The organism is Helicobacter sp. CaF467b (genome assembly GCF_022664765.1).
GTDB classification, from domain to species: Bacteria; Campylobacterota; Campylobacteria; order Campylobacterales; family Helicobacteraceae; genus Helicobacter_D; species Helicobacter_D colisuis.
Window position 1 is genome coordinate 953,940 of record NZ_JALAIY010000001.1, and the last position, 23,360, is coordinate 977,299.

20 protein-coding genes are annotated in these 23,360 nt (G+C 35.0%); 18 read left to right on the forward strand and 2 right to left on the reverse strand.

The window, feature by feature from the left end:
- Positions 1-2: 2 nt before the first annotated feature.
- The gene (locus MKD52_RS04905) at positions 3-2,513 is read right to left on the reverse strand and encodes a DUF3971 domain-containing protein (RefSeq protein WP_242099456.1); all 2,511 of its coding nucleotides are present in this window, start codon (positions 2,511-2,513) and stop codon (positions 3-5) included.
- A 1-nt stretch (position 2,514) separates the two neighbouring features.
- Here MKD52_RS04905 and mltG point away from each other — a divergent pair, with 1 nt between their 5' ends.
- The 16 genes from mltG to MKD52_RS04985 all read left to right on the forward strand — a co-directional run bounded on the left by mltG (position 2,515) and on the right by MKD52_RS04985 (position 18,223).
- Positions 2,515-3,465: an endolytic transglycosylase MltG gene (gene mltG, locus MKD52_RS04910; RefSeq protein WP_242099457.1), complete on the forward strand. Its 951-nt coding sequence runs from the start codon at positions 2,515-2,517 to the stop codon at positions 3,463-3,465.
- Positions 3,466-3,610: 145 nt separating this feature from the next.
- Complete coding sequence (locus MKD52_RS04915) at positions 3,611-4,558, forward strand: malate dehydrogenase (protein WP_242099458.1); 948 nt, start codon at positions 3,611-3,613, stop codon at positions 4,556-4,558.
- Positions 4,559-4,630: 72 nt separating this feature from the next.
- Complete coding sequence (locus MKD52_RS04920) at positions 4,631-4,942, forward strand: 4Fe-4S binding protein (RefSeq protein WP_112056715.1); 312 nt, start codon at positions 4,631-4,633, stop codon at positions 4,940-4,942.
- 10 nt (positions 4,943-4,952) lie between these two features.
- Entirely contained in the window at positions 4,953-6,080 is a 1,128-nt protein-coding gene (locus MKD52_RS04925) for a 2-oxoglutarate synthase subunit alpha (protein WP_242099459.1), read from the forward strand.
- Position 6,081: 1 nt separating this feature from the next.
- Positions 6,082-6,915 (forward strand): 2-oxoglutarate ferredoxin oxidoreductase subunit beta, encoded by an 834-nt coding sequence (locus MKD52_RS04930; RefSeq protein WP_242099460.1) that lies wholly within the window; start codon positions 6,082-6,084, stop codon positions 6,913-6,915.
- A complete protein-coding gene (locus tag MKD52_RS04935; RefSeq protein ID WP_112056712.1) occupies positions 6,912-7,475 on the forward strand; it encodes a 2-oxoacid:acceptor oxidoreductase family protein in 564 nt (187 codons plus the stop codon). The genes MKD52_RS04930 and MKD52_RS04935 overlap by 4 nt, the downstream gene beginning before the upstream one ends.
- 252 nt (positions 7,476-7,727) lie before the next feature.
- The gene (locus tag MKD52_RS04940; RefSeq protein ID WP_242099461.1) at positions 7,728-9,266 is read left to right on the forward strand and encodes a 4Fe-4S binding protein; all 1,539 of its coding nucleotides are present in this window, start codon (positions 7,728-7,730) and stop codon (positions 9,264-9,266) included.
- 9 nt (positions 9,267-9,275) lie between these two features.
- Positions 9,276-9,878 (forward strand): molecular chaperone TorD family protein, encoded by a 603-nt coding sequence (locus tag MKD52_RS04945; RefSeq protein ID WP_242099462.1) that lies wholly within the window; start codon positions 9,276-9,278, stop codon positions 9,876-9,878.
- An 83-nt stretch (positions 9,879-9,961) separates the two neighbouring features.
- Positions 9,962-10,156: a twin-arginine translocation signal domain-containing protein gene (locus MKD52_RS04950; protein WP_242099463.1), complete on the forward strand. Its 195-nt coding sequence runs from the start codon at positions 9,962-9,964 to the stop codon at positions 10,154-10,156.
- Between the two features lie 13 nt (positions 10,157-10,169).
- Entirely contained in the window at positions 10,170-12,995 is a 2,826-nt protein-coding gene (locus tag MKD52_RS04955) for a molybdopterin-dependent oxidoreductase (protein WP_242099464.1), read from the forward strand.
- A 10-nt stretch (positions 12,996-13,005) separates the two neighbouring features.
- Positions 13,006-13,635, forward strand: a complete 630-nt coding sequence (gene fdh3B, locus MKD52_RS04960) for a formate dehydrogenase FDH3 subunit beta (protein WP_006655699.1) — start codon at positions 13,006-13,008, stop codon at positions 13,633-13,635.
- 9 nt (positions 13,636-13,644) lie between these two features.
- Positions 13,645-14,592 (forward strand): formate dehydrogenase subunit gamma, encoded by a 948-nt coding sequence (locus MKD52_RS04965; RefSeq protein ID WP_242099465.1) that lies wholly within the window; start codon positions 13,645-13,647, stop codon positions 14,590-14,592.
- 1 nt (position 14,593) lies between these two features.
- Positions 14,594-15,376 carry a formate dehydrogenase accessory sulfurtransferase FdhD gene (gene fdhD / locus MKD52_RS04970; RefSeq protein ID WP_242099466.1) on the forward strand — a complete coding sequence of 261 codons (783 nt, stop codon included), beginning with the start codon at positions 14,594-14,596 and terminating at the stop codon, positions 15,374-15,376.
- Positions 15,377-15,638: 262 nt separating this feature from the next.
- Entirely contained in the window at positions 15,639-16,190 is a 552-nt protein-coding gene (locus tag MKD52_RS04975; RefSeq protein ID WP_242099467.1) for a hypothetical protein, read from the forward strand.
- Positions 16,190-17,029, forward strand: coding sequence for a S1-like domain-containing RNA-binding protein (locus tag MKD52_RS04980; RefSeq protein ID WP_242099468.1), 840 nt, complete (start codon positions 16,190-16,192; stop codon positions 17,027-17,029). The genes MKD52_RS04975 and MKD52_RS04980 overlap by 1 nt, the downstream gene beginning before the upstream one ends.
- Before the next feature lie 84 nt (positions 17,030-17,113).
- Positions 17,114-18,223, forward strand: a complete 1,110-nt coding sequence (locus MKD52_RS04985; RefSeq protein ID WP_242099469.1) for a Cj0069 family protein — start codon at positions 17,114-17,116, stop codon at positions 18,221-18,223.
- A 74-nt stretch (positions 18,224-18,297) separates the two neighbouring features.
- Here MKD52_RS04985 and cysK read toward each other — a convergent pair whose 3' ends face one another.
- Positions 18,298-19,215: a cysteine synthase A gene (gene cysK, locus MKD52_RS04990; RefSeq protein WP_242099470.1), complete on the reverse strand. Its 918-nt coding sequence runs from the start codon at positions 19,213-19,215 to the stop codon at positions 18,298-18,300.
- A gap of 232 nt (positions 19,216-19,447) precedes the next feature.
- On the opposite strand from cysK, the gene acnB reads away from it, so the two are divergent.
- Positions 19,448-21,997 carry a bifunctional aconitate hydratase 2/2-methylisocitrate dehydratase gene (gene acnB / locus MKD52_RS04995; RefSeq protein WP_242099471.1) on the forward strand — a complete coding sequence of 850 codons (2,550 nt, stop codon included), beginning with the start codon at positions 19,448-19,450 and terminating at the stop codon, positions 21,995-21,997.
- Between the two features lie 329 nt (positions 21,998-22,326).
- Positions 22,327-23,343 carry a cytochrome-c peroxidase gene (locus tag MKD52_RS05000; RefSeq protein ID WP_242099908.1) on the forward strand — a complete coding sequence of 339 codons (1,017 nt, stop codon included), beginning with the start codon at positions 22,327-22,329 and terminating at the stop codon, positions 23,341-23,343.
- Positions 23,344-23,360: the final 17 nt, after the last annotated feature.

Sequence of the window (23,360 nt, forward strand, 5' to 3'; positions counted from 1 at the left end):
TGTTAATTGAAAATTTCAAATGGAGAGGTGATAACGCGTTTTAAAATATTAAAAGGAGAAAGGAGAATATCTTGAGCAGTTTTGGTTGTAATAGTTGGATTTTCAAGATCACCCGTGATTGAAAAACCAGTTGATATTTTTCCCTCTTTTCCTAATGTAATATAATTAACAATGGGAATTTTATTGATGATTCCAGTAAGGGATTTTGCTGTAATGAGCTGAGCATAAAAATCAATTTTTTGATCTTTTAAGGATAAAATGCCTTTGCCTTGAATATCAATAGATGAGCCATTAAAATCTAGATTTTCAATTGCCAAAAAATCTCGATTATAGCCAAAAGTGATATTTCCCTCTTTAAGATAATAGCCTTGATTGTTGAATCCTGGGGCTTTAAAAGTAAGTAAGGAAGGGATTGTGTCTATAAAAGCCATAAGATTTTGTAGAACACTAAGTTGATTAATATTAGCATTTAAGATTCTAAGTTTTCCTATTAAAGCACCTTTTGGGTTGGTGTTGGCGTTAATAGAAAATCTACCTTGTGTAACAATATTTTTATTAGCTAAAGCATTTATAAAAGCATCACCAAATTCTTTTGCATCAATTGTAATATAATCTTCTTTTTTATAGACTTGAGCTTCGCCATTTTTGTGTTTAAGTGTGAATTTAAGTTCATCTCCCACCATTGAAAGAGAAAAATTATCGTTTAATATGGTGTGATTCTTAAAATGTAAAGGGCTATTTTTTCCAATCACAAAAAGTGGAGAATTTACATTAGAATTAGTGTTAGTTTGAATATTATCTAACACAACAATAAGATTTATTAATTCAAGTTGGCGTTTTTCTTTGGTTTTATGGAATTTAAAGTTTGAATCATCGCTATTTAATTGCAAATTATCAGGAGTGTAATGAAAATTTAGTAACATAGTTTCTAGTGGTTTATTGTTTTTATCTTGTAGGAATTGCTGATTGCTATGAATTAAAAATTTTCCCTCAAACTCTTTAAAATCTTTAGTGTTAATTTGAATTTCACCACCTAAAATTTGATATTCTTTAAGTATTTTGGAAAAAGGAAGTAAGGAGGAGAGATTGGTGATTTTTAGAGATGAGTTTTCTTGCAAAATTCCTTGAAAATTGATAGTGGGAAGATTTATGAAGGTTTGTGAATTGCTACTAAAATCAATTTCAAAAGGAAGTAATTGATTTTGAAATGCAAGAATTTCGGGAGAATTTTTGTCTAACACGAAGGAATGGGCTAATAAATCTCCATTAATCGTCTTTTGGTTGGTGTTTATAATAAAATTAAGATCCGCTCGCAAAAAATCTCCATAAAATACATTTTTTGCAGAGACTTTAATAAGATTATCTTCTGCGCTAACAAGCAAAGATTCAGAATTAAATGTTAGAGCATTAGAGAGTATTTGGGCATCTTCGGCTTTGAATATGCCTTTGTAAGTAACAGAATCATTTTTTAGATTAACCTTTAAAGCTAGGTTGGTGTCAATTTTTGCTTTTGGAGCTTTAATGGGAAGTGAGATATGATAGCTCTCTAAAAGGCTTAAAATAGTGTCATCTAAAGGAGTTTTTGTTTGAATAAATACTTCTAAAGTAGGGGATTGAAAAATATTACTAATAGCAACTTGGCTACCTTGTAGATTAATGTTTTTGTAGGTTGGCTGATTAGGGTGAAATTCCAGTGTATTGTTTTTGAAAGTAAGCTGAATATTGGGAGAGAGAATGGGGGATAGCCCTTTTTGAAAAGTTACTTTAGCATTTTGAATTTCTCCTAAAACATAAAGAGATTCTAAAGAATCGTCAATGAGATTTTTAGAGTTTAGGGGAAGCTCAAGGGAGAATTCTTTTATTTTAGCAGAAGTAATTTGATAGTTATCAAAAATCCATTCTTTAAGCATCTGATTTTTAAAAGGTGGTAGTAAGGGGAGTAGAAAATTAATATTTTCAAAAGTATCGCTAAAGCCATTTAGGGTGATTTTGTGGAAATCTCCTTTAAGATTTAGATTTAAATTTGCGAGGATTTTATAGGATTTCTTGTCTAGGAATTTTAGTTCCCCTTGAACATCGAAATTATTCTTAATAAGATTATATTGACCGCTACCATGATAGTAGATTCCATATTCTTTTAAATAAATATCTTCAAAATTTATTGTAATTTGCGAAGAACTTTCTAAAATATTTAATTTAGCATAAATTTGTGGGAGATTGACAAGAAAATGTTCTCCATCATAAGACAAATTAGCCTGATAATCATTGAAAATAATATGATCGATTTTGATTGTTTGGAAGTATTGTAAAAGTAAGTGGAAATTTTTTAGGTATTGAATTTGTTCTTCTAAATCGTTTGAGGTGGAACTTGAACTTTGGATGTCTGATAGATTTAAAGTTTGTATTTTCAAAATGAGTTTTTTATCTAATCTTAGATAGAATTTCTCGATTTGAATTCCAGCAATATTTAATTGCTGAATTTTAATTCCGTTATAAAGAAAGGTGTAGAGCAAAATGAATGCTCCTAGTATAAAAGATAAGAAAAAGATAATTTTTAGTAATTTAGTTGATGTTTTTTTCATGATAGTGATAGTCTTATGTTTTTATTTGCAAATCCCTATTAACTCAAGCAGAATCGTTTATATTCCGCAAGGAGGAACGAATGAGATTATAACATATTTAGATAAAAATAATTTTGATGTCAATCGATTTGATGGGTATATGTTGCATTTTTTTGGTTATTTGCAAAGTGGTTGGCTTAATATTGGTCAAACGCGACTTACAAAAGGGGATTTTTTGTATGGCTTGATGAACTCAAAAGCAGCACTAGAGGATATTACTTTGATTCCAGGTGAGACTTTGTATTTTTTTATTGATGAAGTTGCTAAGCAATTAAATCTTGATTCTAACAAATTGGAGTTATTTTATAGACAATATGCACCTTATGAAGATGGAGTTATTTTGGCTAATACCTATAAAATCCCCAAAGGTATTAGTGAGAAGCACTTAATGTATTATTTGGTTAATACCTCGCTTAAAGAACATAAAAAATGGGCAATTAAGTTTTTGGGGGAATATGATCAAAAGCAGTGGTTTAGATATGTGACGATTGCTTCTATTATTCAAAAAGAATCGGCTAATACAGAAGAAATGCCCTTGGTTGGAGCTGTGATTCACAATCGCTTAAAATTAAAGATGCGTTTGCAAATGGATGGTGCGTTAAATTATGGTAGATTTTCTCATACTAAAGTTACCCCAGAAATGATACGAAATGATACAACCTCTTACAACACTTATCGTTATAATGGAATACCAAATACGCCAGTTGGAAGTGTTAGTTTTAAGGCAATCCAAGCCGCGATTTTTCCTGCTAATGTTGATTATTTGTATTTTGTGAGAAATAAAAATGGTACACATTCTTTCTCAAAAACCTACAAGGAACATTTAAATAATTTCTCACAATAGTAAAAATAAAAAGAAAAATCTTAAAAATAAGATTTCTTTAAGAAAAAATAATCAAAAATACAGAATAAAAAGTTAAAGAAATCTTTGCTTTTTAGCTTAGTGCATCATTGGCGATATTGAAAGCATATTGTCACAAGGAAAGAGAATGGAAAGAGTAAAAAGAGTAGGCATTATTGGAGCGGGAAATGTAGGTTCAACTTTGGCTTACATTTTATCGGCTACAACACCTTATCAAATTGTTTTGAGAGATAAAGACAAAGATAGGGCAAGGGGTATGTTGCTAGATATGTTTCAAGCTTCTTGCGTGGGAGAAAAATTTGCAAAATTAGATGTGATTGCTTCGCCTAAAGATTTGGGTGGTTGTGATGTGATTGTTGTAGCTGCAGGATCTCCTAGATTGCCAGGAATGAGCAGAAATGATTTGTTATTTGCTAATGCAAAGGTAATTAGTGAAATCGCAAAAGATATTAAGGAAAATTCTCCTGAAGCTATTGTAATACTGGTAACAAATCCACTGGATGCTATGGTTTATACTATGTTGCAAGAAACGGGATTTAATCCAAGGCAGATTCTAGGAATGGCAGGGATTTTGGATAGTGCGAGAATGGCTAGTTTTATTTATGAAAAATTACAATGTGCACCAGGACAAATTGTAGCGCCTGTAATGGGTGGTCATGGCGATGATATGGTGCCATTGCCTCGCTTTTGTATGGTAAATGGAGTTCCATTGAGTGAGCTTTTAGAAGAAAGTCAGATTCAAGAAGTAGTTCAACGCACAAGAAATGCTGGAGCAGAGATTGTCTCTTGTCTTAAAAAGGGATCGGCTTATTTTGCTCCTGCTAGAGCGACTGCAGAAATGATTTGTGCAATTATGAGTGATAGTCATAAGATTTTACCTTGTTCTGTTTTATTGCAAGGCGAGTATGGTTATCGTGATGTGGTTGGAGGAGTGCCTGTAGAGCTTGGAATCCATGGAATTGAAAGAGTGGTAGAATTGAAATTATTGCCAGAAGAAAAACAACAATTTGATAAATCAATCCAATCTGTCCAAGATTTGATTGATGCACTTAAAGCAGAATATTTTAATTCCTAATAAGGAGGCGATGATAGGTTATAATAAATTTTGTGAATGCCAATTTTAATAAATTTTTCTAAGGAGTTAAGTATGGGATTATTAAAAGCACCTGAAAATACACCAGTTTGGGTTAATGAAAGTCGCTGTAAGGCATGTGATTTGTGCGTAAGTGTTTGTCCTAGTGGCACACTTGCTATGCGTTTAGATGAACATAGAGTATTGGGCAAAATGGTAGAAGTTATTAACCCAGAAAGTTGTATTGGTTGTTGTGAATGTGAGTTGCATTGTCCTGATTTTGCAATTGCAGTTGCCGATAGAAAAGAGTTTAAGTTTGCAAAACTAACTGATGAATCAAGACAGAAAGCTGAAGCAATTAAAGCCAATGGTTTTATGGCATTATAAGGAGATTAAAGTGAGTAGAGAATTTATTTCAAGTGGAAATGAATTGGTTGCCCATGCAGCAATTGATGCAGGTTGTAAGTTTTTTGGTGGTTATCCTATTACACCTTCAAGCGAAGTAGCACATGAAATGAGCGTTCTTTTACCAAGAGAAGAAGGATCGTTTATTCAAATGGAGGATGAAATTGGAGGAATCTCTGTTGCGCTTGGAGCATCTATGAGTGGCGCAAAATCAATGACAGCGACCTCTGGACCTGGCATTTCATTAAAATCAGAACAAATTGGCTATGGTTTTATGGCAGAAATCCCTTTAGTAATTGTTAATGTTATGCGTGGTGGTCCTTCTACTGGATTGCCTACACGCGTTGCACAAGGAGATGTTGCTCAAGCAGCTCATCCTACTCACGGAGATTATCAATCTATCGCTCTGTGTCCTGGTAGCTTAGAAGAAGCTTATACTGAAACAGTTCGAGCTTTTAATTTAGCAGAAAAGTTTATGACCCCAGTATTTTTATTGCTAGATGAGACTTTAGGGCATATGCATGGTAAAGCAGTTGTTCCGGATTTGGCAGAAGTGCAAAAAAGTATTGTTAATCGCAGAACTTTTAGTGGCGATAAGAATATTTATAAGCCTTATGATGTGCCACAAGATGAACCAGCTATTTTAAATCCATTCTTCCAAGGATATAGATATCATATTACGGGTCTTCATCATGGACCAACAGGATTTCCAACAGAAGATGCAACTCTTTCTCAAAACCTCATTGATAGATTGTTTAATAAAATTTTATGCAAAAGAGATGAAATTGTAACTTATGAAGAATATTGCTTAGATGATGCTGAGATTTTATTGATTGCGTATGGTTCAACTTCAAGAAGCGCAAAAGAGGCAGTTGATAGACTAAGAAAAGAGGGAGTTAAAGTTGGATTATTCCGACCTATTACACTATGGCCTTCTCCTAGAAAAGAATTAGAAAAGCTAGGGAAGAGATTTGATAAGATTTTGGTTGCAGAGCTTAATAAGGGGCAATATGTAGTTGAAGTTGAGCATTCAATGAAAAAAGAAGTGCAACTTCTAGCTAAAGCAAATGGGCGACCGCTTTCACCAATTGAAATTGCAAATAAAATAAAGGAGTTATAATATGGCATTTAATTATGATGAATATTTGCGTGTGGATAAAATGCCAACACTATGGTGTTGGGGATGTGGAGATGGTGTAATTTTAAAAGCGATTGTTAGAGCTATTGATAAATTAGGCTGGAATATGGATGATGTATGTCTAGTTAGTGGTATTGGCTGTAGTGGGCGTGTTTCCTCTTATGTTAATTGTAACACAGTTCATACAACTCATGGTAGAACGCTTGCATATGCCACTGGAATTAAACTTGCAAATCCAACTAAAAAAGTGATTGTAGTGGGTGGTGATGGTGATGGTTTGGCAATTGGCGGGAATCACACTATTCACGCATGTAGAAGGAATATTGATATTAATTATGTTTTGATTAATAACTTTATTTATGGATTGACAAATTCACAAACTTCCCCTACTACTCCAAAGGGAATGTGGACAGTTACTGCGCAGTATGGAAATGTCGATCCTGCTTTTGATGCATGTAATCTAGCAAGTGCAGCAGGAGCAAGTTTTGTAGCCAGAGAATCGGTATTGGATCCTAAGAAACTTGAAAAAGTTCTGGTGGAAGGATTCCAACATGAAGGATTTAGCTTTTTTGATATTTTTAGTAACTGCCATGTGAATCTTGGTAGAAAAAATAAAATGGGTGAGGCAGTTGATACGCTTAAATGGATTGAAAATATGATTATTTCTAAGAAAAAATATGATGACCTAAGCGATGAAGAAAAATCAGGAAAATATCCTACTGGTATTTTATTGCATGATACAAATAAAATAGAATATTGCAAAGCTTATAAGCAGGTGCAAGAAAAAGCACAAGCTAAAAAAGGAGGTGCTAAATGAGAAAGCAACTTCGTTTTACTGGTGTAGGTGGGCAAGGGGTATTGCTTGCAGGTGAGATCCTAGCAGAAGCTCAAATCCGCAATGGTGGTTATGGGGTTAAGGCAGCTACTTATACTTCACAGGTGCGTGGAGGTCCAACAAAAGTAGATATTTTGCTAGATGATGAGGAGATTTTATATCCTTATGCTAATGATGGGGAGGTGGAGTTTATGCTCTCAACTGCTCAAATAAGCTATGATCAATTCAAAGGTGGTTTAAAAGAAGGGGCGACAATTGTGATTGAACCTAATCTTGTAACTCCAAATGATGAAGATAGGAAAAAATACAAAATTTACCCTATTCCTATTATTACAATTGCTAAAGAGGAAGTTGGAAATGTTGTTACGCAATCTGTAGTAGCATTAGCAATCACTATTACATTAACAAAATGTGTGGATAGGGATTTGGTTTATGATACAATGATTAGCAAAGTTCCCGCAAAAGTGATAGAGCTTAACAAAAAAGCTTTTGAATTGGGCGAAAAATATGCCAAAGAAGCTTTAGAAAAAGGTTCTTCGTAATTTTCTTTTTTGATATTCTCTCCTTGTTTTAAACAAGGAGAGAATATTTATACTTCAAATCTTAAAAATCTATATTCAAAAGATCAATCAGCTAAAAATCAGTTTCTTAAAGTGATTATATAAAAATATATATATTTGAAATGTTAAAAAAATATTGACTTTAGAGGTTGTATCAATGTAAAATTATTCAATAAAAGAACAGAGCAAAACTTTATTTTTGCGCCTTAAGAATAAAATTTTAGGATTCTCACAATGGATATTGAAAAATTGCCTTTTGGGAATTTGCTTTTGGATAAAGCAGATATTAATTATGAACAAAAAATGAAAATTCTCAATCAAACACAAGAAATTCTAGACGACTTTAAGTTGGATTCTAGCAAAATTTTGGAGCTTGATAATAAGCTTGCTATTTTTTATGATGGAGAAGAGGGGATTGCAGCATCGGTTTTAGGCTTTGAAAAACAAGCAAGTCAAGAGTTTGAAGTTTCTTTATTTGAGATTAGTAGCATTAATAGAGTTAATGGCTATTTAGGAAATTTTCAAGCTGAGTTAGAAAATGGCGAAATACACAACTTTTCTCAAGCGGTAATGTTTGTCTATGATGAGAATCTTTTGCGTTTTAATGGATTTTTTAGTGTGGCTGATTTTGATAATCCCGATTCACTAATGAGTGCTTTAAAGCAGAATCTAGGAGAATATTCTTACAAAGAAATCATTAGTTATAGGGATGATTTTTGTCAATATCATCACAGACGCGAAAAGTATTGCACTAAATGTGTAGATGCGTGTCCTACTTTTGGTGTGGGAGCTAATGATAGTTTGATGGAGCTTGTGTTTTCGCCTGTAGATTGTGTAGCCTGTGGAGCTTGTGTGGGGGTATGTCCTACGAGTTCTTTGGAATATGAAGAATTACCCAAAGAGGGCTTGGAAGAAATCGTGGAGTTATACCAAGGTCATAAAGTTTTTCTGTGTGATGTGGCAAGTTACAAAGAATTAGTTAATCAAGAAATCATATTAGATAGTAGTCTTACACCGCTTATTTTGCCTACTTTGAAAATTTTAAATGAAAATGATTTGTTGATGTTGCTTCAAACCACTCAAAATGAAATGATAGTGTTTGGGGAGAGTAGTGAGGCAATTAGTTTTGTTAATAATATTACACAGCAAATTTACAAAAGAGATTGTATTGTTGTTGTGGATTCTCTAGAGAAAATTAATACCTGTGCTAAAGAGCTCCAAACATTTGAGACATATTTGTATAAGAATCGCTATTCAAGATCACATCGTGAATCGTTTGCTCAAAGAATCCAATACATGATAAAAGACAATAATTTTGGGATTGCTAAGAGTGTTGCGCCGGTATTTTATGGGGATTTAAAAATAGAAGCTGATAAATGCACTTTGTGTTTGTCTTGTGTTGGGGCTTGTAATGTGAATGCAATTTTTGCCAAAAGTGATGATTTTTCTTTGCGGTTTAATCCTTCGCTTTGCACGACCTGTGGGTATTGTGTTGATTCTTGTCCTGAAAAGATTATGGAAGTTAGCCGCGAGGGAATGAGACTAGAATCAAGCTATTTTAAAAGTAGGGAACTTGCCAAAGATGCACCATTTTTATGTGTAGAATGCAAAAAGCCTTTCTCCACAAAGAAATCTATTGAAAAAATCAAAACAATGCTTAGTGCCTCTTTTAGTGCTAATCCCAAGAAATTACGAACTATTGAATGTTGTGCGGATTGTAAAGTAAAAGTGATGTTTCAAGATCAAGTAGCGCAGCATTTTGCAGAAAAATAAGGGTAAAAGATGTTAAATAAACTATCTAAAGAAGAGCAAATAAGCATAAAAAATGCAAGAATCTTATATTATGATTTTTTTTATGGATTCTTTGTATTCGAAGTGCTTGGAGATAGAGCTAAAGTTGCTAAAAAACAGATTAATATTCTTAAACAATCTTCTTTAAATGAAGTGGTGGAAGCAGATTTTTTGCTTTTAGAGAATGAGATTAATCAAAATGGAATGGAAAATATTAAAGAAGAGTTTTCTAGGCTTTTTGCCTTGCCTTTTGGGGGAAAGCAAGTTGGAATGCACCTATCGCATTACTATGAGGGTTGTGTGGGTGGAGATAGCCTATTGAAAATGAGAGGGATTGTTAAAAAAAGCGATATTCGTGTGAATTCTAAAGAGTTCAAAGAAACAGAAGAGCATCTAGGTTTTTTATTTGGCTTTATGAGATATCTTGTAGAAAATGATGATGAAACTTTGGCTAAAGAAGTATTTTTGTATGTTAATCAAGCTTTTTTTCAGTTAGTAAAGGAGATTAATGAAAGAGAAGATTCAAAGTATTATTTGGCATTAGCAAGAATTTTAGAGAGCTTTTTGAAGTTTGAAGAGGAGATTTACACATAAAAGTATGAGTAATCTCACAAAGACTTTTTTGTTTAAAAAGGTCTTTTTGGGATTATCCCAAATCTCAAATTTAAGGAGCTTAAATGGAGAAGAGTAGGCGTGAATTCCTAAAAAACGCTACTAAAACTTCAATAGCTATCGCTGGTGTGAGTGTTGCATTAGCAGGCTGTAGCAAAAAGGGAAGCAGTGAGAATCTGGTTCGTGGGAAGTCGCCCAAGACAGAGATTCTTTATCAAAAGACAAAACAATGGGATATGTATTATTCTGTTGCAAAATAAAGGAGGTTAAGCTATGAGTGAGACATTAAAAAGACGTCAAACAAGGCGTGCATTTTTGAAAATGACAGCACTTGGAAGTTTGGCTGGGGCTAGTGTAGCCTTAGGTGCTGATAGTCAAAAAACTATGCGTCCTGCAACTACTCAAGAGTTACAGGAAAAATATCCAAACTCTCAAAAAATCAAAACAATCTGCACCCATTGTTCAGTGGGCTGTGGAATCGTTGCTGAAGTAGTTGATGGTGTGTGGGTTCGCCAAGAAGTTGCACAAGATCACCCTATTTCTCAAGGTGGGCATTGTTGTAAGGGTGCTGATTTGATTGATAGAGCAAGAAGTGAAACAAGATTGCGCTATCCACTTGAGAAAAAAGATGGAAAATGGGCACGATTAAAATATGATGAAGCAATGGATAAAATTGCTGCTAAACTTAAAGAAATTCGCGAAGAGAGCGGACCTGATGCGGTTATGTTTTTAGGTAGTGCAAAATGTTCAAATGAGCAAAGCTACTACATTAGAAAATTTGCGGCTTTTTTTGGAACTAATAATATAGATCATTGCGCAAGAGTTTGACACTCCCCTACAGTTGCCGGTGTGGCAAATACATTTGGGTATGGTGGAATGACAAACCATCTTGGCGATATGATGTTTTCAAAATATATCTTAATTATTGGTGCAAATCCAGCTGTCAATCACCCTGTATCGATGGTTCATATTTTAAGAGCCAAAGAAAAAGGTGCTAAGCTTGTTTGTATTGATCCTAGATTTACAAAAACAGCAGCAAAATGTGATGAATTCCACCGCATAAGAAGTGGGACAGACATAGCCTTTGCATACGGATTACTTAATCACATTATTGCTAAAAATCTTTATGATGAGAAATTCTTAAAAGAGCGTGTTTATGGCTATGAAGAAATCATCAAAGAAGCACAAAAATTCTCTCCAGAAGTGGCAGCAGATATTTGTGGAATCCCAGCAGATGAGATTAGACATATTGCTGAAGAAATGGCAGCAGCTAAACCTGCTAGTTTGATTTGGAATCAAGGTCTTACTCAACACACAGTTGGAACTTCTAATACAAGAATTATGCCTATTTTGCAAATGTTTTTAGGTAACATTGGTAAAAATGGTGGGGGTGTAAATATCCTTAGAGGTCATGATAATGTGCAAGGTGCATCAGATATGAACAATCTTGCTGATTCTTTGCCTGGTTATTATGGTTTGGGTGAGCCGGCTTGGAGACATTTCTGCAAACACTGGGGTGTTGATTATGAATGGATGCTAGGGCGCTTTAAAAACAAGGAAATGATGGGTGCAACAGGTTTTGCGCATTCAACTTGGAAATTTGGTGTTTTAGATGAAGAAAATATGGCAAATAATGGAGGAACAAAGCTTAGAGCATTGGTTGTAATTGGTTCTGGTATGACAACGGTTTCTTTGCTTGATTTACAGAAGAAAGCAATGGATCAGCTTGATTTGGTTGTTTTTGTTGATCCTTATGTGAATGATTTGGCGATTTATAGCGATAGAACCGATAATCTATTTATGCTACCTGCAGCATCTCAAATGGAAACAGCAGGTTCTGTAGCAGCGACAAATAGAAGTTATCAATGGCGAAGTAAGGTTATGGAACCGCTTTTTGAATGTCGTCCTGATGAAGAGTTTTTGTTTGGTTTAGCCGATCGACTAGGATTCTTAAAAGAATATCAATGGAGATTGTATGATATTGCAAAATCCAAAGGAAGAGATCAATTTATTTGGCCTGATGATGCAACAACAGAATTAACCCAAAGTATTCGCAGTATTGGTTTGCAAGGAATGAGCCCAGAGCGATTAAAAGCACACCAAGAAAATTGGCATATGTTTGATAAAGTAACTTTGGAAGGAACTGGTCCATTTAAAGGTGATTATTATGGGTTGCCATGGCCTTGTTGGAGTGATAAGCATCCTGGAACTCCTGTGATGTATGATGACAACATTCCAGTTATGCGTGGTGGTATGGGATTCCGTGTGAATTGGGGAGTTACAAGCCCAGATGGACAAAGTATGCTAACTGAAAGAACTCTGCCAAATGCTAAACACCAAGGTGGGCACGCTCCTGTAAGTGCTGCAAATGCTGAATCTTTGGGCATTAAGCTCACCGAAGAAGAAAAACAAGCAGTAGCAGGAACTACTTTTGCTATGGGAATTGGAAATAATATCCTAGTAGAAAAAGCCCTTGAAGCAGGACTTTGTCCTTATGGAAATGGTAAAGCAAGAGCAAAAGTGTGGAATTGGTATGATCAAATTCCATTGCACAGAGAACCATTGCATTCTGTGCGCGGAGATTTGGTAAGCAAATACCCAAGCTTTCCTGATAAGAAAAATCACTTTAGAGCAAATATTAAGTATATTTCTCGCCAAACAGAAAAAGATTGGGTAAAAGATTATCCAGTTAATATGCTTAGTGGGCGACTTGTGGCACATATGGGAACAGGTGCAGAAACAAGAAGTGCAAAATATTTGGCTGAAGTTGAGGGCGAAATGTTTGCAGAGATTCATCCAGATAAAGCTGCTGAAATGAATATTAGAAATGGCGATAAGCTTTGGATTTATGGAACTAATGGTGCTAGAATCTTAGTGCCTGCAAAAATCTCTACAAGAGTAGATTACAACAGCATTTGGTTACCGCAAAACTTCTCTGGTTTAGATCAAGGTAAATCAAGACTTGAAAATTATCCAGAAGGCACAAAGCCTTATGCTATCGGCGAATCAGCTAATATGATTTCAAGTTATGGATTTGATTATAATTCTGCTTGTCCAGAGACAAAATGCGGTTTATGTCGAATTGAAAAAGCACAATAAGGAGTGAAAAATGAGTAATACTAATCAAGAAATACTTGCAAATTTCTCAAGAATCAAATTTTATTGTGATACTAATCGATGTATAGAATGTCATGGGTGTGATGTAGCTTGTAAAGAGGCACATCATTTGCCTGTTGGCGTTAATCGCCGTAGAGTTGTTGTGCTCAATGAAGGACAAGTAGGCAAAGAAAGCGCTGTATCAGTAGCTTGTATGCATTGTGCTGATGCACCTTGTGCGCAAGTTTGCCCCGTAGATTGTTTTTATATCCGTGCAGATGGAATTGTTTTACACGATAAAAAGACTTGTATTGGTTGTGGTTATTGTTTGTATGCTTGTCCTTTTGGTGCTCCACAATTCCCTAAAAATGGTGTATTTGAAAGTCGTGGTGCAATGGATAAATGCACTTTCTGTGCAGGTGGTCCAGAAGAAACTAATAGCGAAGAAGAATACAGACTTTATGGACAAAATAGAATCGCTGAGGGTAAAGTGCCAATGTGTGCAAGTATGTGTTCTACTAAAGCGCTTTTAGCAGGAAGTAGCGAAGAAGTGTCTAATATTATTACGCATCGTGCAACCGTGAGAGGCGAAAATATGCCAAATGCTGTGCCAAATGTGTGGAAAACCGCTTATGGAAATTAGGAGGATTCTATGAAAGCTTATAAAAATTTCTTTAGAATCTTTGTAATTTTAATGGGATTTGCTTTGACTTTATGGGCGGCAAATCCAAGCGTTCCACAAGAAGGGGGTAAGCAATATGCAGAAGTGATTGAAGGAAATAATGCTTTAATGCAAAACCCTATGAACACAAAACTTTATGGGGGACCTGAAGTAGAAGCAATTAAAGACTGGGGAGTGAATTCTCCAAATGCTACAGGTTGGGGTGAGATCTTCACTCTTTTGCAAGGGCATTATTTTGCGACTATTTTTGCAGTTATTGTTATTTTAGTTCCTTTAACTTTTTTAGCCCATTTTATTGTTGTAGGGCAGAAAAAATTTTCTCATGGTCGAAAAATTAAAGTTTTCTCGCGTTATAACATTATAGTGCATTGGTGCGCTGCAATCCCTTTTGTAATTTTGTGCTTAACGGGATTGGTTATGGTCTTTGGTGATAAACTTGGCGGAGGTGGCTTTGTTAGATTTGCTAGAGATGTGCATGGAATTGTAACGATTTTGTTTGCAATTTTTGGTATTTTGATGTTTTTAATGTGGGTAAAACCTGCACTTTTCAAACTTTATGACATTAAATGGCTAATGATTATGGGAGGTTATTTAAGCAAAGAAAAGCGTCCTATTCCTGCTGGTAAATTCAATGCTGGTCAAAAAATGTGGTTTTGGGTTTGCACACTTGGTGGGTTTATGATGATTATTTCTGGTGTTTTTATGTTCTTCCAATTTAGTGATATTGAAACGCTAAGAATTATGGCTTTGGTGCATAATGTGATAGGATTTCTTATTATAGCACTTTTGATTACTCATATTTATATGGCTGTTTTTGCTATTGAAGGCGCATTAAGCTCTATTATTGATGGAAATATGGGTGAAGAAGAAATTGCTATTTTACATAGCTATTATTATCAAGAAATCAATAAAGCCTAAGATGAATCAATTTTGTCAAAATTTACAGATAGAGCAAATTTCTCCTAGTGGATTTAGTTCCACTAGAGAGGATTGTGTTGTTAAAGAAGAGCGCATTGCTTTTTATCTTAATGGTCAAAAATTACTCTCTGTAATGAGTATCCCTTATGAGCAAGATTATCATTTTATTGGTTTTTTATTAAGTGAAGGCGTGATTAGCAATCTTTCGTGTATTGATTATGTTGAAATTGCAAAAGATGGAAAATCTGTGCGATTAGAGGCAAAAATAGATAAAAAAATGTTGAAAAGTCTTTTTAGAGAAAAAACTTTAACTTCGGGTTGTTGCGTTGGTGTTGCTGGTAATTTAGAAGGCAATGTCATTACTAAATTTATTGAAAGTCCCTTTAAAGTAACGACTGAAAAAATTTTTGAACATTTAAGTTTTTTTGAGACAAATACAGAGCTTTTTTCTAAAACAGGTTGTGTGCATAAGGCGATGCTGGTTTTGGGGGATAAGATTTTTATTTCAGAAGATATTGGTCGGCATAATGCAATTGATAAGGTTATGGGCAAGGCAAGGATGTTGGGTTTTGAGACGCACGATTCTATACTTTTTGTAAGCGGGAGATTGTCTTTGGAGATGATTGTTAAGGCGGTTATGCATAATATTCCTATTGTAGTTTCTAAGGCTGCGGCTACTTTTATGGGGATTAAAGCTGCTCAAGAAACAGGAGTAACACTTATTGGCTTTGCTAGAGGTAAAAAGGCAAATGTCTATACACATAGTGGCAGAATCATCAGATAACAAAGCCCTATAATAACTTTTGAGTGTTTTTAAAGAAAACCAAAAAAAGTAAATAGAAGTGTAAAAAAGTAATTTAAAAAACAAATGAAAGTTTGCAAAATAGCTCTAGGTTTAATTTAATAAAGGGTGAGGCAAGAGTTGTTTTATAGATTTTTGATTGCCCAAAAATGCTTTAGTAAAGTGGTGATTCTAGAATTGTTAAGATATTCTTGGCATTTTTTGGGCAAGATTTTATGTAGAAAATTATTTAAAGGTATTTTAAATGGAAAAAATACATAGTCGCAAAGAATGGATTAGGAATCTAAAAAGCCAAATTATGGGTTTGTATAGCGCTGGAAAGAGCGATAAGGAGATTAAAAAACAGATTCGTGGAGAATTTAATAAATATTCTACAACACCAGAAAAAATCATACAAGTTATTTTTGCAGTTTTGCTAATTGGATTTATCTTGCTTGGAATCCACATTGGCTATACTATTTTACTATGGGAAGCAAATCTTTATGCTTATAATGATTCTTTGTGGTCTCCATATGTTTCAATGTTGATTTTTGGCATAGTGTGTGTGCTTTTGTTTATGATTTTTAGCTTTTGGTTTGGATTTTTTATGGACTGGCTACTCTATCACAAAGTTCTCAATGATTCTTTGGATGAAAATTTTTATCTTAAATTGTTTAAAGCTTTACTTGTTTTAACTTGCCTAGGGTTTATTGTTTTTATGGTTATGGTTTTTGTTGTGGGGTGGCAAATTTCTGAATTTTATGGAATGCCCTTAGGGAGAAGTTTGTTTGAAACTTTTATGGAGATTATTGATTGATGGAAGTTGGTGTTATTAAAAAGCTGAAGCTTGCTAGATTTGTGGAATTTGGAGCTTACTTACAAGATAAAGATGAAGAGGTTTTGTTGCCTAAGAAATATTTGCCAAAAGATTCTAAAATAAATGATATGATTGAAGTATTTTTGTATCATGATTCAGAAGGGAGGGTGATTGCCACAACGCTAAAACCTAAAGCGCAAAGGGGTGAAATTGCTGTTTTAAGAGTGGTGGATAAGAATTATTTGGGTTGTTTTTTGGATTTAGGAATTGCCAAAGATTTATTTATGCCCACCCAAAATCCACAAAAATTTAGTATAAATTCTCAAGTGCTAGTGTTTATCACCACAGATAAACAAGGGCGTTTGATAGCTAAGGGGAATATTAAGTCTTATTTAAAGGACTTAAGAGATTGTAATAATCAAGAACTTAGAGCTTTTTCTAAGGTAGAAATATTCCCTTTTAGAAAAAGTGAATTGGGCTATGAATGTGTTATTAATGGAGAGTATCTTGGGCTTTTGCATCAAAATGAAGTATTTGGTGGCATTGAATTTTTTGTTAAAAGGGAAGGGTATATTAAAAGAATCTATCCTAATGGAAAATGTGATTTGTCTCTCAAGCTACCTTTGGCTAAAAAAGATTCTGCTAGTGAAGCACAAGAAGTGTTAAAGAAGCTAAAAGAGAGTGGAGGACATTTAAAAATGCATTATGATAGCAATCCAAAAGAGATTGCAAAGATTTTTAAAATGAGTAAAAAATCTTTTAAAAAAGCTTTAACTTCCTTAATAGAACAAGATAAAATAATACTGAAAGCCAAAGAAGGAGTTTGGCTAAAAGTTTGAAAAAATATAAATTTTTTCAGATAGAGTTAGATTTTAGATAATTTTTGCTATTCTACGAAACAATTCTTTAAAAAAGGAGAGGGTATGAAAAAGAACATTGTGTTTTTTGAAGCAAGAGGCGGAAGCGATAAAGGACCTGATGGTTATAGAAAAGATACTATGCCTATGGTTAATGCACTCAAAGCCAAGGGTTGGAATGCGGAAGTTATCTTTTTTACTGATGATATTTTGCGAGACCAAACAGAGCGCAACAAAATCTATGAGCATGTCAAGAATACTGCTGATGGCTATGTCTCACGCGTCAATCCAGGGAATCTCAAGGAAGAAAAATTGTATTTTGATGTGTTGCGTAAGCTCTGTGCTGATGGGCTTGTAGGTATGCCTCATCCTGATGCAATGATAGGCTATGGTGCCAAAGATGCACTCACAAAACTTGCAGATACAGAGCTTGTGCCTAGCGATACCTATGCGTATTATGATCCAGCAGAAGCCAAACGCATTGGGGTAACATGGAGTGATATACATGATTTCAAAAAAACATTTCCAAAAACTCTAGCTAAGGGTGAGCGTGTCCTAAAGCAAAATCGTGGATCTACAGGCGAGGGAATTTGGCGTGTGCGTTTAGAATCTCCAAATGATTATGGCAAGGTTAATTCACTGCCGCTTGATACAAAAATAATCTGCACAGAAGCCAAAGATAACCACACAGAAGAGCGAAAATTGGGAGAATTTATGGATTTTTGTGAGCATTATTTGGTAGGTGATAATGGTATGCTTGTAGATATGACATTTTTACCGCGTATCAAAGAAGGGGAAATTAGAATCCTTATGTTATACAAAACCCCTGTATATGTCGTGCATAAAAAACCAGCTGAAGGTGGCGATGCCTTTTCTGCAACACTTTTTAGCGGGGCGAAATATCGCTATGATGAACCCAGAGATTGGCAGAGCCTTATTGATTGGTTTTTAGCCCAACTTCCAGAGATTCGATCCAAGCTAGGAAATTATGATTTGCCACTTATTTGGACAGCGGATTTTATTCTTGATACAGATTCACAAGGCAAGGATAAATATGTCTTGGGTGAAATTAATTGCTCGTGCGTAGGCTTTACTTCTCCAGCAGAATTTATGGAAAAAATCGCTCTTATGGTGGGTGATACTATCATTGATATTGTAAGTAAGCAAAAAGCTTAGATTCTAGAAATTTTGGCATTATTAGGAGAATGGGGTTAGATTCTAAGATAGATTGCTCTATCTTAGAATCGGCATTATACTTCAAATAAATCTGTGCTAAGGTATCTTTCACCTGTATCGCATAAAATCGTTACGATATTAGCATTAGGGTATTTTTTAGCAATTTCTTTTGCACCCCATAGATTTGCACCACTTGAAATTCCTACCAACACACCTTCATTTTTTGCAATTTTTCTTACTTCTTGTGCCGCCCACTCTGCATCAACTTGCAAAACCTCATCAATCAAACTTGTATCCAAAGTTTCAGGAATAAACCCTGCTCCAATACCTTGAATCTTGTGAGGTCCGGGGGCACCACCGCTAATAACAGGCGAATTTATTGGCTCAACGGCAATAATCTTTACATTGGGATTTTTTTGCTTTAAGACAGATCCTACACCGCTTAAAGTCCCGCCTGTCCCAACTGCACTCACAAATACATCAATCTTGCCATCCATTGCCTCCAAAATCTCTAGCGCGGTAGTTTTGCGATGCACTTCAGGATTTGCCTTGTTTTGGAATTGCTGCAATACAAGAGAGTTTGGAATCTCTTTTTGCAATTCTAAAGCGCGAGACACAGCACCTTTCATACCTTGTGGTGCTGGAGTAAGCTCTAATTTTGCACCAAATGCGCTAAGCAACTTGCGTCGCTCAATACTCATAGATTCTGGCATTGTAAGAATAAGCTTAATGCCCTTAGCTGCACACACAGAGGCTAAGCCTATACCTGTATTCCCACTTGTTGGCTCGATTAGAATTGTGTTTTCATTGATCTTACCCTCGCGTATCGCACTTTCAATCATATTAAGCGCAATCCGATCTTTAACCGATCCACTTGGGTTAAAAAACTCACACTTACCATAAATATTAGCCCCACTTTCTTTGGAAAGCGATTTGATAAACAAAAGAGGGGTATTGCCTATGCCCTCACTAATAGACTGCATAACCTTCATGAAAACTCCTTAAGACATACTAAAATAAAAAAATTAAATACTTAAAATAAGTGTATTGATTTATACAAAAAAAAATATTTTTTGTCAATGGATGATTATATTTTTTGTGTTTAGTTGTTTCAAAAGCAAACATTAGAGACAAAAAAAGAAAGTTTAAATTTTTTTTGCCTATTTTTTAAGATTTTTTTTGTATGATTTTGGAATATTATAAAAGTATTTTAAGGAGTAGTCAATGAGTTTTTTCACAGAATATCAAGAACAAGTCAAACAAAGAGCAGAGCAAAATATTCCTCCACTTCCTTTAACAAAAGAACAAGTAATTGAAGTGATTGAATTATTAAAAAAAGGCGAAAGGCAAGAGGAGTTAATCGATTTATTGTCTAATCGTGTTTCGCCGGGTGTTGATGAAGCAGCTAAGGTTAAGGCAGAATTTTTAAACCAGATTGTGCAAGGTGAAGTCAATATTAGTGGTATTTCTAAAGTTTTGGCAGTAAAATTACTTGGCACTATGCTTGGAGGCTACAATATTACTCCTTTAGTAACAGCTTTAAATTCTAGTGAAGTAGAAGTGGCTAAAGCAGCATCGGAGGCTTTAAAGCATACTTTGCTTGTTTATGATTCCTTTAATGAAATTGCAACACTAAGCAAGAGTAATACCTATGCCAAAGAAGTGCTAGAATCATGGGCTAATGCAGAGTGGTTTCTCTCTAAAGAACCTTTAGCAGAAAAGATTACAGCTGTAGTTTTTAAGATTGATGGCGAGACAAATACTGATGATTTAAGTCCTGCAAGTGATGCTTTTACGCGAAGCGATATTCCTTTGCACGCACAAGCTATGTTAAAAAGTCGCACCCAAAATGCCTTTGGTAGAATTGAGGAGCTTAAGAAGAAGGGATATCCGCTTGTTTATGTGGGTGATGTCGTAGGGACAGGAAGTTCTAGAAAGTCAGCTTGCAACTCTTTAGTATGGCATATGGGGCGAGAGATTCCTTATATTCCAAACAAAAAGGCAGGTGGTTTGGTGATTGGTAGTGTCATTGCACCAATTTTCTTTAACACTTGTGAAGATAGTGGTTGTTTGCCTATTGTTGCACCTGTAAGTGAGCTTAATGAAGGTGATGTTATAGAGATTTATCCCTATAAAGGTGAGATTTGCAAAAATGGAGCGGTAGTTTCAAAATTTGATTTAAAGCCTAATACACTTGCTGATGAAATTCGTGCTGGAGGCAGAATTAATCTCATTATTGGTAGAGGATTAACCGCTAAGGCAAGAGAGTTTTTGGGAATGCCAAAAGAAGAAATTTTTGCAAAACCTCAAATGCCAAAAGGGAGCACACAAGGATTTACACTTGCACAAAAAATGGTGGGTAGAGCCTGTGGAGTTGAAGGGATTTTGCCGGGAACTTATTGTGAGCCTAGAGTAAGCACCGTTGGTAGTCAAGACACTACAGGAGCGATGACACGCGATGAGATTAAGGAACTCGCTTCTTTAGGATTTAGCGCAGATTTTGTATTGCAAAGTTTTTGCCATACTGCAGCTTATCCTAAACCCGCAGATGTTAAACTCCATGCAACTTTACCACAATTTATGAGTAGTCGCGGTGGGGTGGCTTTGAGACCGGGTGATGGTGTTATTCACTCTTGGCTTAATCGCATGGTATTGCCAGATAGTGTTGGGACAGGTGGGGATTCGCATACGCGTTTTCCCATTGGAATTAGTTTTCCTGCAGGAAGTGGGCTTGTAGCATTTGCAGCTGTAACTGGTTCTATGCCACTTGATATGCCTGAATCAGTGCTTGTGCGATTTAGTGGCAAAATGCAGCCTGGAATCACATTAAGAGATTTGGTTAATGCAATCCCTTATTATGCAATCAAGCAAGGATTATTAAGTGTAGAAAAAAAAGGAAAGAAAAATATTTTTAGCGGTAAAATCTTGGAGATTGAGGGCTTACCAGATTTGAAAGTTGAACAAGCTTTTGAGTTAAGTGATGCGAGTGCAGAGAGAAGTGCAGCAGCTTGCACGGTTACCTTAAACAAAGAGCCCATTATTGAATATTTAAAATCCAATATTTCGTTGATTGAAGCTATGATTAAAGCTGGTTATCAAGATAGTGCAACTCTAAAAAGAAGAGCGCAAAAAATGCAAGAGTGGATTGATAATCCTGTGCTTTTAAAAGCTGATTCTAACGCGCAGTATGCTGCTGTTATTGAGATTAATCTTGATGAAATTACGGAACCAATTTTAGCATGTCCTAATGATCCAGATGATGTGGCAACGCTAAGTGAGATTTTAAATGATCCAAATCGCCCACATAGTATTGATGAAGTCTTTATTGGAAGCTGTATGACAAATATTGGGCATTATCGTGCTTTAGGGGAGGTTTTGAAGGGCGAGGGAATGGTGCCTACAACCCTTTGGATTGCGCCACCAACAAAAATGGATGCTAGAGAGCTTACAGAGGAGGGATATTATTCAGTCTTTGGGGCTGCTGGAGCGCGAATTGAGCTTCCTGGTTGTAGTTTATGTATGGGAAATCAAGCGCGTGTTAGAGATAATGCAGTTGTATTCTCAACTTCCACAAGAAATTTTGATAACCGAATGGGGAAAGGTGCTAAAGTTTATTTGGGGAGTGCGGAATTGGCAGCACTTTGTGCATTGCTTGGAAGAATCCCAACAAAACAAGAATATTTGGATTTAATTCCTAAAAAACTGCAAGGAAAGGAAAATCAAATTTATCGTTATTTGAATTTTAATCTTTTGGAAAATTGGGAACTAGATTAATAAAATTTAAGGCAAGATTGTATTAAAGAATCGCTATCTTGCCTTAAAATAAATTTAAGATTTAGGGTTATTTTTAAAACAAAGTTGATTCTGCTTTATTGTTACAAATGTTTGCAAATACTTTTTAAGTTTTTTTATCTTTCTTTTTTTAAGGGTTCATCCTTTTTATCGATGATTTTTGTTATTTTGTGATTTTGGACTTTAAAGTTCAAAAGATAACTTTTATTTTTTGTTAATTTTTATTTAATAAAAAAAAAGATAAAATTTTTGGGATTGCAGTGGTAATCATAATTTTATTTTATAAGGAGTATTAAATGGAGAGGTGGTTTTTGTCATTATCTTCAGTATTAGTGGCTTGTAGTCTTACTTTGAATGCTAATCCTTTGATTCAAAGTGCAAAAGATAATGGATTGGTACCTTTACCAAAAAACCAAAAAGAGGTCGATAAAGTATTGCGAGAAATGGGAGTGGAATTTAGCCCTTTTACTGAAGCTAAAGCTGAACTTGGTAAAAAATTGTATTTTGAACCTCGTTTATCTAAAAGTGGAATTATTTCTTGTAATACCTGTCATAATTTAGGAATGGGCGGAACAGATGGAATTTCAGCAGCAGTAGGTCATAAATGGACAGTAAATCCACACCATTTAAATTCCCCAACAGTTTATAATTCAGTCTTAAATGCTTCTCAATTTTGGGATGGAAGAGCAGGGACACTTGCTGATCAAGCCAAAGGACCTATTGAAGCAGAGCCTGAAATGGCAACACCTGCAAAGCTTGCTGTTGAAAAAATTGCTTCGTTACCTGAATATGTAAATGAATTCAAAAAAATATACGGAAAAGATGGGGTAACTTTTGATAATATCGCTGATGCAATTGCAAATTTTGAGCGAACTCTTATTACACCTTCTCGATTTGATAAATTTTTAGAGGGAGATACAAAAGCATTAACCAAAGCAGAGCAAGAGGGATTGCAAGTATTTTTAGATAAAGGTTGTGCAGCTTGTCATAATGGAATTAATTTGGGGGGAACTATGCAGGCTTTCCAAGTAGCTGGACAATATAAATTTGCAAATTTAGGGGATTTCAAAGGTGATGCTAATGGAATGGTTAAAACTCCTACTTTAAGAAATATTGCTGAGACAGCACCTTATTTCCATAATGGAGCAATTTGGTCTCTTAATGATGCAATTCAAGAAATGGGAAGTGTGCAACTTGGAATTGAAATTTCTAAAGCAGAAGCAGAAAAAATTTCTACATTCTTAAAATCTCTCACAGGTGAAAAACCAGTTGTTACTTATCCACAGCTCCCTATTTCTACAGATAAAACTCCAAAGCCAGAGCTTTAAGTAATCTGATAAATCAT

Coding starts and splice junctions, on each gene's coding strand:
- mltG (WP_242099457.1), top strand. CDS start 2,515: ATGAATGCTCCTAGTATAAAAGATAAGAAAAAGATAATTTTTAGTAAT.
- MKD52_RS04915 (WP_242099458.1), top strand. CDS start 3,611: ATGGAAAGAGTAAAAAGAGTAGGCATTATTGGAGCGGGAAATGTAGGT.
- MKD52_RS04920 (WP_112056715.1), top strand. CDS start 4,631: ATGGGATTATTAAAAGCACCTGAAAATACACCAGTTTGGGTTAATGAA.
- MKD52_RS04930 (WP_242099460.1), top strand. CDS start 6,082: ATGGCATTTAATTATGATGAATATTTGCGTGTGGATAAAATGCCAACA.
- MKD52_RS04935 (WP_112056712.1), top strand. CDS start 6,912: ATGAGAAAGCAACTTCGTTTTACTGGTGTAGGTGGGCAAGGGGTATTG.
- MKD52_RS04940 (WP_242099461.1), top strand. CDS start 7,728: ATGGATATTGAAAAATTGCCTTTTGGGAATTTGCTTTTGGATAAAGCA.
- MKD52_RS04945 (WP_242099462.1), top strand. CDS start 9,276: ATGTTAAATAAACTATCTAAAGAAGAGCAAATAAGCATAAAAAATGCA.
- MKD52_RS04950 (WP_242099463.1), top strand. CDS start 9,962: ATGGAGAAGAGTAGGCGTGAATTCCTAAAAAACGCTACTAAAACTTCA.
- fdh3B (WP_006655699.1), top strand. CDS start 13,006: ATGAGTAATACTAATCAAGAAATACTTGCAAATTTCTCAAGAATCAAA.
- MKD52_RS04965 (WP_242099465.1), top strand. CDS start 13,645: ATGAAAGCTTATAAAAATTTCTTTAGAATCTTTGTAATTTTAATGGGA.
- fdhD (WP_242099466.1), top strand. CDS start 14,594: ATGAATCAATTTTGTCAAAATTTACAGATAGAGCAAATTTCTCCTAGT.
- MKD52_RS04975 (WP_242099467.1), top strand. CDS start 15,639: ATGGAAAAAATACATAGTCGCAAAGAATGGATTAGGAATCTAAAAAGC.
- MKD52_RS04980 (WP_242099468.1), top strand. CDS start 16,190: ATGGAAGTTGGTGTTATTAAAAAGCTGAAGCTTGCTAGATTTGTGGAA.
- MKD52_RS04985 (WP_242099469.1), top strand. CDS start 17,114: ATGAAAAAGAACATTGTGTTTTTTGAAGCAAGAGGCGGAAGCGATAAA.
- cysK (WP_242099470.1), bottom strand. CDS start 19,215: ATGAAGGTTATGCAGTCTATTAGTGAGGGCATAGGCAATACCCCTCTT.
- acnB (WP_242099471.1), top strand. CDS start 19,448: ATGAGTTTTTTCACAGAATATCAAGAACAAGTCAAACAAAGAGCAGAG.